This is a genomic window from Salipiger pentaromativorans, assembly GCF_024721115.1.
In the GTDB taxonomy this organism is placed as follows: domain Bacteria; phylum Pseudomonadota; class Alphaproteobacteria; order Rhodobacterales; family Rhodobacteraceae; genus Salipiger; species Salipiger pentaromativorans.
In genome coordinates this window covers 192,555-203,955 of the sequence record NZ_JAMDHK010000001.1, presented here as the reverse complement: position 1 = coordinate 203,955, position 11,401 = coordinate 192,555, and the positions used below count along the sequence as shown (strand labels likewise).

Here is an 11,401-nt window from a genome sequence, read left to right as displayed (position 1 = left end):
AATCTGCCCACCATGCCAGGCGGCGCCGAGAGGGGCAAAGGTGGGCAGATTGCCCACCCTACCGCTTCCGTCGCTTCACATTCCCGCCGCGCTGCCCGGGGCGGCCCGCCGTGGATCGACCCGAGGATTTGACCGCCGCCTCCGAGGCCGCCTCGACCGCCGACTGCCGCGCCAGCGGGTCGTCATGCACCGCGAGGTCCACCGCTTCCAGCCGCTTGATCTCGTCGCGCAGCCGCGCGGCCTCTTCGAACTCCAGGTTCTCGGCGGCCTTGCGCATATCCGTGCGCAGCCCTTCCAGAACCGTTTCCAGATTGGCCCCGGCGCGGCCCTTGTCCACCGTCGCCGTCACCCGGTTCATGTCCACATCGCCCTGATAGAGCCCGGCCAGAATATCCTCGACGTTCTTCTTCACCGTCGCGGGGGTGATGCCGTGTTCCTCGTTATAGGCGATCTGCTTGGCGCGGCGCCGGTCGGTCTCGGCCATGGCGCGCTCCATCGAGCCGGTGATGCGGTCGGCATACATGATGACGCGGCCCTCGGCGTTCCGCGCCGCCCGCCCGATGGTCTGCACCAGCGAGGTTTCCGAGCGCAGGAACCCCTCCTTGTCCGCGTCCAGAATGGCCACCAGCCCGCATTCGGGAATGTCAAGCCCCTCGCGCAGCAGGTTGATGCCGATCAGCACGTCGAAAGCGCCGAGCCGCAGGTCGCGCAGGATCTCGATCCGCTCGATCGTGTCGATGTCGGAATGCATGTAGCGCACCTTGATGCCCTGTTCGTGCATGTATTCCGTCAGATCCTCGGCCATGCGCTTGGTCAGCGTGGTGACCAGCGTGCGGAACCCCGCCGCCGTCACCTTGCGCACCTCGTCGAGCAGGTCGTCCACCTGCATCTCCACGGGGCGGATCTCGACCTGCGGGTCCAGAAGCCCGGTGGGGCGGATCACCTGTTCGGTGAAGACGCCGCCCGCCTGTTCCAGCTCCCACGCGGCAGGGGTCGCTGAGACAAACACCGATTGCGGGCGCATCGCGTCCCATTCCTCGAATTTGAGCGGGCGGTTGTCCATGCAGGAGGGCAGGCGGAAGCCATGCTCGGCCAGGGTGAACTTGCGCCGGTAGTCGCCCCGGTACATGCCGCCGATCTGCGGCACGGTGACATGGCTTTCGTCGGCGAAGACGATGGCGTTGTCGGGGATGAATTCGAAGAGCGTGGGCGGCGGCTCGCCCGGCGCGCGGCCGGTGAGATAGCGCGAATAGTTCTCGATGCCGTTGCAGACGCCGGTGGCCTCCAGCATCTCGATGTCGAAATTGGTGCGCTGCTCCAGCCGCTGCGCCTCCAGCAGCTTGCCTTCGCCGACCAGCTGGTCGAGACGCTGGCGCAGCTCTTTCTTGATCTGCACAACCGCCTGATTCATCGTCGGTTTCGGCGTCACATAGTGAGAATTCGCATAGACGCGGATGCGCTCGAAACTGCCGGTCTTCTGGCCGGTGAGCGGATCGAATTCGGTGATCGCCTCCAGCTCCTCGCCGAAGAAGCTCAGCTTCCAGGCGCGGTCTTCGAGGTGGGCGGGCCAGATCTCCAGCGAGTCCCCGCGCACCCGGAACGAGCCGCGCTGAAAGGCCTGATCGTTGCGCCGGTACTGCTGCGCCACCAGATCCGCCATCACCTTGCGCTGGTCGTATTCGTTGCCCGCCACCAGATCCTGGGTCATCGCGCCATAGGTCTCGACCGAGCCGATGCCGTAGATGCAGGAGACCGAGGCCACGATGATCACATCGTCGCGTTCGAGCAGCGCGCGGGTGGCCGAGTGGCGCATCCGGTCGATCTGCTCGTTGATCTGGGATTCCTTCTCGATATAGGTGTCCGAGCGCGGCACATAGGCCTCGGGCTGGTAGTAGTCGTAATAGGAGACGAAGTATTCGACCGAGTTCTCCGGGAAGAACCCCTTGAATTCGCCGTATAACTGCGCCGCCAGCGTCTTGTTCGGGGCAAGGATGATCGCCGGGCGCTGGGTTTCCTCGATCACCTTGGCCATGGTGAAGGTCTTGCCCGTGCCGGTGGCGCCCAGCAGCACCTGATTGCGCTCGCCGTCGTTCACCCCGGCAGACAGTTCGGCAATGGCGGTGGGCTGGTCGCCCGCCGGCTGGAACTCGGTCTGCATGACAAAGCGCTTGCCGCCCTCGAGCTTTTCGCGGCTGCGCACATCCGGGGCGGGGGCGTGCATCATCGGAGTGGATTTGTCGGAATGGGCGTAGGGCATCGGGAATTTCCTCGGACGGATGCCTGCCAGAATTGTTGCCGGGCGGGGAAGTTTCAAGGGGGGAGGGCCATGCCCGGGGGTGCCTGGAAAACGGGCAGGGCCGCCGGGATGGGATTCCGTTATGTAAGGTATTGAGAAAGCGTCAGAACCGCCCGGGAGGGCCGCGTTTGGGAAAGAGGCCGTCCCGGGATCCGCTGCTTTTTCGTTGCTGAAAGGAGAGTTTGAAACATATCTTTCTTCTGCAAGCAGCCGGCCCGGTCCGGCGGGAGCACACAACCCCACCCCTCGCTCCCCGTGTTCTCCTGGCGGAGCGGGCCCTGTTTGCCGCTGCGGTGCCGCGGTCGCAGAACGTCGCATGAAATTGCCTGCGATTCCGGCCTGATCCCTTGCCCTGTTCGGCCAAATCCCGGATAACCTTGGTGATCTTCAGGAGGATTCCATGCGCGCACGGATCTATCAGCCCGCCAAGACGGCAATGTCCTCGGGGCAGGGCAAGACGAAATACTGGGTTCTCGAATTTGCACCGACCACGCCGCGCGAGGTCGACCCGCTGATGGGATGGACCTCGTCCGCCGACACCCAGACGCAGGTGCGGCTGAAATTCGACAGCAAGGCTGCGGCGCTCGACTACGCCAAGGAACACGGGATCGAGGCGACGGTGAGCGAGCCGCACAAGCGCAAGCCGAATATCCGCGCGCGTGGCTATGCCGAGAATTTCGCGGTCGATCGCAAGGGTGCCTGGACGCACTGAGCGCAAGGGCCGTGCCCCTCGCCGGCGGCCGTAGACCGTGGCGGATGCCATGACAGACACACTCTATCGCGGCGGGCTCATCTTCGATGGGGCCCGCCTTCTGACCGGGCACGCGCTGCACATGTCCGGCGCGCGGGTTGTGGCGCTGGCGCCCGAGGCGGCGGTGACGCCGCAGGGCGCAACGGTTGTCGAGCTTGACGGCGATCTGATCGCCCCCGGCTATGTCGATCTTCAGGTGAACGGCGGCGGCGGCGTCATGGTGAACGACGGCCCCACGGTCGCCGATCTGGCCCGGATCGCCACGGCGCATCGCGGGCTTGGCAGCACGACGATCCTTCCGACACTGATCACCGACACCTATGAGCGCAGCGCCGCCGCCGTCGCGGCGGTTGCCGAGGCGGTAGAGCAGGGGGTGGCGGGGATCGGCGGGTTGCATCTGGAGGGGCCGCATCTGTCGCTGGCGCGCAAGGGCGCGCATGACCCGGCACTGATCCGGGCGATGGCGCCGCGCGATCTTGATCTGCTTTGCGATGCGGCGGCGCGGTTGCCGGTGCTGATGGTGACCGTTGCTCCCGAAAGCGTGACATTGTCCCAGGTTTCCGCGCTGGTCGGGGCGGGGGTTTTGGTGTCGCTGGGCCATACGGATGCGGATTACGACACCTGCCGCGCTTATGCGGCGGCGGGGGCGCGCTGCGTCACCCATCTGTTCAACGCGATGAGCCAGCTCGACAAGCGCGCGCCCGGTCTGGTGGGCGCGGCGCTGGATTGTCCGGGCCTGTCGGCGGGTCTGATCGCGGACGGTGCGCATGTGCACCCGGCGGCGATGCGGATTGCGCTGGCGGCGAAGCCCGAAGGTGTCTTTCTGGTCACCGACGCGATGGCGCCCGCCGGTACGGAGGAGGACGGGTTCTTTCTGAACGGGCGCTGGATCACCCGCGCGGGCGGGCGGCTGCTGCTGGAAGACGGCACGCTGGCCGGGGCCGATCTCGATCTGACGCGGGCGGTGAACTTTTTGGTGACGGAGGCGGGCGTGCCGCTTGCGCGGGCGCTGGCAATGGCCACCTCGGTTCCCGCGCGGTTGGCGGGGCTGCCCGCCGGTGTCGGGACGCTGACCGAGGGCGAGGCGGCGACGCCGATCCGGCTCGGGCAGGGCGCGGAGGGGCTGGTTCTGCGCGGAGTTTGCCCAGAAGGGTGATGTCTGTGGCAGGCGGGATCGTCTTCTGAAACGGCAGATTGGTGGATCTGCCTGTGCAATCTCCACGCCGCAAGCCCGGACACAAGCCGAAGGTGCCGGCGTGCAACGACAGACTGACAGCATGCAGAATACGAAAACGGCCCGGACAAACTGTCCGGGCCGCAAAGCATCGTCAGGAGGTCTGTGCCTCAGAGCATGCCTTCGGCCTTCGCCCAGTCCAGCGCGCGGTCGAGCGCGCGGCCGAAGCGGGCGAGGATCTGCTCGACATCCTCTTCGGTCACGATGAGCGGCGGGCAGAAGGCCACCGTTTCGTAGACGGCGCGCACGATCAGCCCTTCCTCGGCGCAGAATGCGGTCACCTTGGCGGCCATGGAGCCCGCGGGCTGGAAGGCCTCGCGCTTTTCGCGGTCCTTGGCCATCTCGACGCCCGCGATCAGCCCGACGCCGCGCACCTCGCCCACCAGCGGATGATCGGCGAATTTGCGCAAACCCTCCTGGAACATCGGTTCCAGACGCGCCGCGTTGCCCATCAGATCCTTCTCTTCGATGATCTTGAGGTTCTCGAGGCCCACGGCGCAGGCGACCGGGTGACCCGAGCCGGTGAAGCCGTGGCCGAAGGTGCCCAGCTTGGCGGTGTTGTCGGCGATGGCGTTATAGACCTTGTCGTTCACCACGATGGCCGCGAGCGGCATATAGGACGAGGTGAGCTGTTTCGAGGTCACCAGGATATCGGGGGTGAAGCCGTATTTCTGGCAGCCGAAGGGCGCGCCGGTGCGGCCGAACCCGTTGATGACCTCGTCGGCCACCAGCAGGATGTCGTATTTCGCGCAGATCTCGGCAACGCCCGGCCAGTAGCCTTCGGGCGGGGTCATCACGCCGCCGGCACCCATCACCGGCTCGCCGATGAAGCCCGCGATGGTCTCGGGGCCTTCGGCGAGGATCGTGTCTTCCAGCTCTTTCAGCAGGCGGGCGGTGAACTCGGCCTCGGTCTCGCCCTCATTGGCGAATTTCCAGTAATGCGGCGTGGTCAGATGGGTGACCGGAATCGCCGGCAGGTCGAAATCCTTGTGGTTCGCGGGCAGGCCGGTGAGCGAGCCGGACGCGATGGTGATGCCGTGATAGGCCTTGTTGCGCGACAGGAACTTCTTCTTCTCCGGGCGGCCCAGACCGTTGTTGAGGAACCAGGCCATCTTGATGACCGTGTCGTTCGCCTCGGAGCCGGAATTGGTGAAGAACACCCGGTTCAGCCCCTCGGGCGTCATCTCGACCAGCTTTTCGGCCAGACGGATCGAGGGTTCGTGCGCCTTGTGCGCGAAGGTGTGGTAGTAGGGCAGCTTCTTGAGCTGCTCATAGGCGACATCCGCCAGGCGGGTTTCCGAGAAACCGACCGCCACCGACCAGAGCCCCGCCAGCGCCTCGATATATTCCTTGCCGTCGATGTCGTAGACACGGGCGCCGTCGCCCTTGGCCATGATCATCGGGCCCTTTTCCTCATGCAGACGCATATTGGTATAGGGGTGCATCGAATGCGCGATGTCGGATGCGTGCAGGGAATTCGGGCGCTGGTTCATTAATCTCTCCATGTTGGCTGTCGGGCCCGTTTCGGGGCCGGGGGTTGCGGATCGGGAAGCGGCCACGGGACTCAGGCGCGCTTTGGCGGGAAGTCTAAGGGCAGAATGCGGGAAAGGTCACGGGGTGAATTTGATCAAATCTCTTCCAGCCCGCACCATTCCGCGATAAACAGGGCGATCGTGCCGGTGACGCGCTGGACAGAGGACAGTTTCACCCGCTCGTCGAAGCCGTGGATCGCCTCGGAATAGGGGCCGTAGACCAGGCAGGGGGTATCGGCGTAGATCACGAAGACGCGCCCGTCCAGATAGCCCGGCGTCACAAAGCTCTCGAGCGGTTTGGCATAGCTGGCCATATGGGCGCGGGCGAGGGTGCCCTCGGCGGCGCTGCCCTCTTCCAGCACATATCCTTCGGCAAAGAAGCCGTTGAAGACCACCTCGGGCGGGTTGTTGGCGAGGAAGGGGATGCTCTCCGAAGCCCGGCGCAGATGGTCCTCGATCTCGCGGGCGGCGTCTTGCGCCCGGATACCGGGGTAGAGCGCGATGCGGCAGTCGAAGTCGCACCAGGCCGGCACCGACGAGGCCCAGTCGCCGCCGGCGATCTTGCCGACGTTGAAGTTGATCGGGTGGTCGAGATCCTCGAAATGGCGATGCGCGCCCTTGCGGCTGTTCCACTCCGCTTCCAGACCGCGCAGCGCTTTGATCAGATCGTAGGCGGCCTCGATTGCGTTGGCGCCGCTGCCCGCCTCGCGCACATGCACCGGGGCGCCCTGTACCCGGACGCGGAACCACAGCACGCCGGTATTGGCGCGCACCAGCATGTCGTCCTCGGGCTCGGGGATGATCGCCGCATCGGCGCGGTAGCCGCGTTGCAGACAGGCCAGCGCGCCGTTGCCGGTACATTCCTCCTCGACCACCGATTGCTGGTAGAGCGTCGCGGCGGGCCGGTAGCCCAGCCGCGCCAGCGCATCGACGGCAAAGATATTCGCCGCGATCCCGGCCTTCATGTCGGCCACGCCGCGCCCGTATAGCCAGTCGCCCTCGCGGCGCGGCTCGAAGGGGGGCGACGACCATATATCAGTGGGCCCGGTCGGCACCACGTCCACATGACCGTTGAGGATCAGCGATCGGCCGGTCTCCGCGCGCGGGCGCAGCGTGCCCACCACGTTGATGGCATTGGAATAGTCGATGGTCACCGGCGAAAAGCCCGGGTGATGCCGGATGTCCTCGACGTCGATGGCCCAGCGATCCATGGCGTAGCCGCGCCGTTTCAGGGCGTCATGCAGGAAATCCTGCGCCGTGTGCTCCTGGCCGCGCAGCGAGGGGTAGCGGCTCAGCGCTTCGGTAAAGGCGATCTGTTCCTCGAACCCGGCCGCGACCTCGGCCAGAATGCGCCCGGTCAGATCCTGGCTCAGCCCGGTCATGCCGCACGCCCCAGAAAGCCGGTCAGGAACGAGACCAGCGAGGTCGTGAGGTCGTGCGATAGATAGCCGCCCTCCTGCACCAGCACGGTGGGATAGCCCGCCGCCGCGATCATCTCGCCGGCACGGCGGAACCCGTCCCAGCTCACCTGCATGCCCTTGAGCGGGTCTTTCTCGTGAGCGTCGAGCCCGAGGCTCAGCATCAGCGCCCCGGGGGCGAACGCGGCGATCCGGTCCAGCCCCTCGGCGATGGCGGCAAGCCACGCGGCGTCGGTGGTGGTGCGGGGCAGGGGGAGGTTGAGGTTATGGCCGGCGCCGGCACCGCTGCCGGTCTCATGCGCATAGCCCACGAAGAACGGGTAATAGCTGGAGGGATCGGTGTGGACCGAGACGGTCAGCACATCGTCGCGTTCGTAGAAGATCGCCTGCGTGCCGTTGCCGTGATGCACGTCGATGTCCAGCGTGGCGACGCGCGCATGACCGTCGCGCAGGCGGGCGGCGGCGATGGCGGAATTGTTCATCAGGCAATGGCCGGCCGCCATGTCGGCCGAGCTGTGATGCCCGGCGGGGCGGCAGAGCGCATAGGCGGCAGGCTCGCCCGCCAGCACCGCGTCGGCGGCGGCGATGGCGCAATCGGCGGCGCGGCGTGTGGCCGTCCAGCTATGCTTGCCGATGGGCGCGGAAGTGTCGCCCATATGCCAGCCGGCCCGTCCCACGATCCCCTCGGGATAGGTGGCAAAGCCGCGCTGGGCAAACACGTTGGGCACCACCTCGGGCCCGTGGTCGGGCAGCGCCTGCCATTCCGTCCAGGCGGTTTCGAGAAAGTCGAGGAAGGCGGGCGTGTGCACCGTCTCGAGCGCGGCGCGGGGCGCTTCGGGCGGGGCTTCCGTCTCGAGCGACAGGCGGGCGAGCCCGGCCCGCAGCAGGGTGGCGCGCTCGGCCTGTTCGGCGTTGCGCAGGATCTTGCCATGGGTGAGGCGAAAGACCGGGTCGTGGGCCTCGGTCTCGGGGGCGTAGAAGCATTTCATTCTGACAGGTCGCCTTCGAGCTTGCGGAACTGTTCGGTCACGACCGCGCGGGCCACGTCGATGTGATAGCGGATCGCCTCGACGGCGCGGGCCTCGTCGCCGGCGCGCAGCGCCGCGAGGATCGGTTCATGGGTCTCGGCCAGCCTGTGCGCGTCGTCGTAGAGACGGCCGATCAGCATGATCGAGAGCTCGGTTTCGGTGGCGATCTGCTGAAAGACCGCCAGGAATTTCGGGTTGCCCGAGGCGGCGCAGAGCAGGCGGTGAAACTCCATATCGGCCTCGACCTGGGTCAGCATGTCGAAATCCGGACCCGCCACGCGATGCAGCTCGTCGATCTGGGCGGCAAGCTGCGCTTCGGCCGCGCCCAGCCCGTTGCGGATCAGGCGCCGCACCGCCGCCGTCTCGATCACCAGCCGCAGTTCGTACAGATCTTCCAGCTCGCGCGCCGAGATGCTGCGCACGAAAAAGCCGCGGTTGGGCAGATAGGTGATCAGCCCCGAGTTCTCGAGCAGCCGTGCCGCTTCGCGCACGGGGGCGCGACTCACCCCCAGTTGCCGCGCCACCACCGATTCCGAAAGCCGCGCGCCGGGCGCAAGCTGGCCGGTCACGATGGCCTTGCTCAGCCGCCGGGCCACGCGCTGGACAAGCCCCTCGCGGTCGAGCGGCGCGAACCCGTCATTGTCGTTCTGCTGATCCATGGACCCGGAGCCAAAAGCACATCTTTCCGTCACGCTAATTGTCGTTTTGCCGATTGTCGACAATTTACTTGACCCATGAGGCGCGGATGTTCTTTCCTTGGGGCGACACAGGAAAAGGACGCGTCTCATGCCCGATGGTGCGGGAACGGATACGATCACGCGGTTGCGCCGGGATCTGGCGGCGGCCTATCGGCTGATCGCGCATTGGGGGATGGATGACAGCATCTACACCCATATCTCGGTGCGGATGCCCGACGGGCCCGAAGGCGAGAAGCGGTTTCTGCTCAACCCCTACGGGCTGCGCTTCGACGAGGTGACCGCGGCCAATCTGGTCACCATCGACGAGGCCGGCGCGGTGATCGACGACCCATATGGCGCCGGGGTGAATGCGGCGGGCTTCACCATCCATTCCGCGGTGCATATGGCGCGTCACGATGCCGTCTGCGTGCTGCACACCCATACGGTGGCGGGGGTCGCGCTGTCCTCGGTTAAGGAAGGGCTCCTGCCGCTCAACCAGTGGTCGGCGCAGTTCTTCGACCGTATCGCGTTTCACGATTACGAAGGCATCGCGCTGAATCTCGAGGAACGCGCCCGGATCGTGGAGGATCTCGGCGAGAAGCGGGTGATGTTCCTGCGCAATCACGGCACGCTGATCCTTGGCCGTTCGGTGGCCGAGGCGGTCAAGCTGGCGCTCAATCTCGAACGCTCCTGCAAGGCGCAGGTGGCGGCGCTGGGCATGGGGCTCACGCCGGTGGTGCTGTCCGACGCGGTGGCCGAGCATACCGCCCGCCAATACGAATCCGCTTATGACAAGACCGAGGAGCAGGGCGCGCCCGATCCCGAATGGGACGCTTTCCTGCGTCAGCTCGAGACGGTCGCACCCGGCTATCGCGGATAGCCGTCCGTTCGTCCCGGCCCGATCCGGGGCGGCAGAGTCTGCATCAAGACAGACCAAGCCCAGAACCGACAAAAACCGACAGGGAACCCATGAAACATCTCAAAGCGACTACCTTTCTGATCGCCGCCGCGCTGGCGGCGCCGCTCGCCGCGCAAGAGGCCGGCGGTCGTCTCGACATCGTCGTGCAGCCGGAACCGCCGGGGCTCATGCTGGGGCTGGTGCAGAACGGCCCCACCCAGCTTGTGGCCGGCGACATCTACGAGGGCCTGCTGCGCTACAACACCGATCTGGAGCCGATGCCCGGCCTCGCCAAGAGCTGGGAAATCTCCGAGGACGGGCTGACCTACACGTTCCAGCTCAACGACGGCGTGACCTGGCACGACGGCGAACCCTTCACCGCCGACGATGTGGTGTTCTCGGCCGATGTCTTCCTGCGCGAGACCCATGCCCGTCTGCGCGCCTCGCTCGCCTATGTCGAGAGCGTCACGGCCCCGGATCCGCTGACCGTGGTCTTCACGCTGAAAGAGCCCTTCGGCCCCTTCATCAGCGTCTTCGAGGCGGCGACCATGCCGATGGTGCCCAAGCATATCTATGAGGGGACGGATTTCGCCACCAACCCGGCCAACGCCACCCCGATCGGCACCGGGCCCTTCAAGTTCGATGCCTGGGAAAAGGGCAGCTACATTCATCTGGTGAAGAACGAGGACTATTATGTCGAGGGGCTGCCCTATCTCGACGAGGTCTATTACCGGGTGATCCCCGACGCCGCCGCCCGCGCCGTGGCCTTCGAGACCGGCGAGGTCGATGTGCTGCCCGGCGGGTCGGTGGAAAACTGGGACGTGCCGCGCCTGACCGAGATGGAGGGCGTCTGCGTCACCGGCGAGGGCTGGGAGTTCTTCGCGCCGCTGGCCTGGATGTGGCTCAACAACCGCGAAGGTCCGACCGCGGATGTGCGGTTCCGTCAGGCGGTGATGTACGCCATGAACCGGGAATTCATGAAGGATGTGGTCTGGAACGGCTTCGGCAAGGTGCCCACGGGGCCGATCTCGTCCAAGACGAATTTCTACTCCGACGACGTGACCCATTACGACTACAACCCCGACAAGGCCAAGGAACTTCTGGCCGAGATGGGCTATGACGGCACGCCGATCCGGCTGCTGCCGCTGCCCTATGGCGAGACCTGGCAGCGCTGGGCCGAGGCGGTGCGGCAGAACCTCACCGAAGTGGGGATCGAGGTGCAGATCGACAGCACCGATGTCGCCGGCTGGAACGAGAAGACGGCCAACTGGGATTACGACATGGCCTTCACCTATCTCTACCAATACGGCGATCCGGCGCTGGGCGTGTCGCGGAACTACACCGCCGACCGGATCGAGAAGGGCAGCCCCTGGAACAATGTCGAGGGCTACAACAATCCCGAGCTCGATGCGAAATGGTTCGCGGCGGCGAGCATGCCCAACCCGGCGGACCGGCAGGCGGCCTATGACGAGATCCAGACCGAAATCGTCGATGACGTGCCGGTGGCCTGGATGCTCGAACTGGAGTTCCCGACGATCTATCGCTGTGACGTGAAGGATCTGGTGAC

The 11,401-nt window shown here is 65.9% G+C and carries 9 protein-coding genes; 4 read left to right on the top strand and 5 right to left on the bottom strand.

The window, feature by feature from the left end:
• Positions 1–58 precede the first annotated feature (58 nt).
• Positions 59–2,257: an excinuclease ABC subunit UvrB gene (gene uvrB, locus M4578_RS00905; RefSeq protein ID WP_258091553.1), complete on the bottom strand. Its 2,199-nt coding sequence runs from the start codon at positions 2,255–2,257 to the stop codon at positions 59–61.
• 439 nt (positions 2,258–2,696) lie between these two features.
• On the opposite strand from uvrB, the gene M4578_RS00900 reads away from it, so the two are divergent.
• Together M4578_RS00900 and nagA are read left to right on the top strand one after the other, a co-directional pair.
• Positions 2,697–3,008, top strand: coding sequence for an ETC complex I subunit (locus tag M4578_RS00900; RefSeq protein ID WP_258091552.1), 312 nt, complete (start codon positions 2,697–2,699; stop codon positions 3,006–3,008).
• 49 nt (positions 3,009–3,057) lie between these two features.
• Positions 3,058–4,203 (top strand): N-acetylglucosamine-6-phosphate deacetylase, encoded by a 1,146-nt coding sequence (nagA, locus tag M4578_RS00895; RefSeq protein WP_258091551.1) that lies wholly within the window; start codon positions 3,058–3,060, stop codon positions 4,201–4,203.
• 188 nt (positions 4,204–4,391) lie between these two features.
• On the opposite strand, the gene M4578_RS00890 is transcribed toward nagA, so the two are convergent.
• From M4578_RS00890 to M4578_RS00875, 4 genes are all read right to left on the bottom strand, one after another.
• Positions 4,392–5,774: an aspartate aminotransferase family protein gene (locus tag M4578_RS00890; protein WP_258091550.1), complete on the bottom strand. Its 1,383-nt coding sequence runs from the start codon at positions 5,772–5,774 to the stop codon at positions 4,392–4,394.
• A 134-nt stretch (positions 5,775–5,908) separates the two neighbouring features.
• A complete protein-coding gene (locus M4578_RS00885; RefSeq protein WP_258091549.1) occupies positions 5,909–7,195 on the bottom strand; it encodes an ArgE/DapE family deacylase in 1,287 nt (428 codons plus the stop codon).
• Positions 7,192–8,220 carry a histone deacetylase family protein gene (locus tag M4578_RS00880; protein ID WP_258091548.1) on the bottom strand — a complete coding sequence of 343 codons (1,029 nt, stop codon included), beginning with the start codon at positions 8,218–8,220 and terminating at the stop codon, positions 7,192–7,194. The genes M4578_RS00885 and M4578_RS00880 overlap by 4 nt, the downstream gene beginning before the upstream one ends.
• Complete coding sequence (locus M4578_RS00875) at positions 8,217–8,918, bottom strand: GntR family transcriptional regulator (RefSeq protein ID WP_258091547.1); 702 nt, start codon at positions 8,916–8,918, stop codon at positions 8,217–8,219. Before M4578_RS00875 ends, M4578_RS00880 begins: the two co-directional genes overlap by 4 nt.
• 127 nt (positions 8,919–9,045) lie before the next feature.
• Between M4578_RS00875 and M4578_RS00870 the strand changes: the two genes are divergently transcribed.
• Together M4578_RS00870 and M4578_RS00865 are read left to right on the top strand one after the other, a co-directional pair.
• Positions 9,046–9,816, top strand: coding sequence for a class II aldolase/adducin family protein (locus tag M4578_RS00870; protein ID WP_258091546.1), 771 nt, complete (start codon positions 9,046–9,048; stop codon positions 9,814–9,816).
• A gap of 89 nt (positions 9,817–9,905) precedes the next feature.
• Positions 9,906–11,401, top strand: a 1,496-nt coding sequence (locus M4578_RS00865) for an ABC transporter substrate-binding protein (protein ID WP_258091545.1), incomplete at its 3' end; no start/stop codon positions are given.

Coding starts and splice junctions, on each gene's coding strand:
- M4578_RS00900 (WP_258091552.1), top strand. CDS start 2,697: ATGCGCGCACGGATCTATCAGCCCGCCAAGACGGCAATGTCCTCGGGG.
- M4578_RS00880 (WP_258091548.1), bottom strand. CDS start 8,220: ATGAAATGCTTCTACGCCCCCGAGACCGAGGCCCACGACCCGGTCTTT.
- M4578_RS00885 (WP_258091549.1), bottom strand. CDS start 7,195: ATGACCGGGCTGAGCCAGGATCTGACCGGGCGCATTCTGGCCGAGGTC.
- uvrB (WP_258091553.1), bottom strand. CDS start 2,257: ATGCCCTACGCCCATTCCGACAAATCCACTCCGATGATGCACGCCCCC.
- M4578_RS00875 (WP_258091547.1), bottom strand. CDS start 8,918: ATGGATCAGCAGAACGACAATGACGGGTTCGCGCCGCTCGACCGCGAG.
- M4578_RS00890 (WP_258091550.1), bottom strand. CDS start 5,774: ATGAACCAGCGCCCGAATTCCCTGCACGCATCCGACATCGCGCATTCG.
- nagA (WP_258091551.1), top strand. CDS start 3,058: ATGACAGACACACTCTATCGCGGCGGGCTCATCTTCGATGGGGCCCGC.
- M4578_RS00870 (WP_258091546.1), top strand. CDS start 9,046: ATGCCCGATGGTGCGGGAACGGATACGATCACGCGGTTGCGCCGGGAT.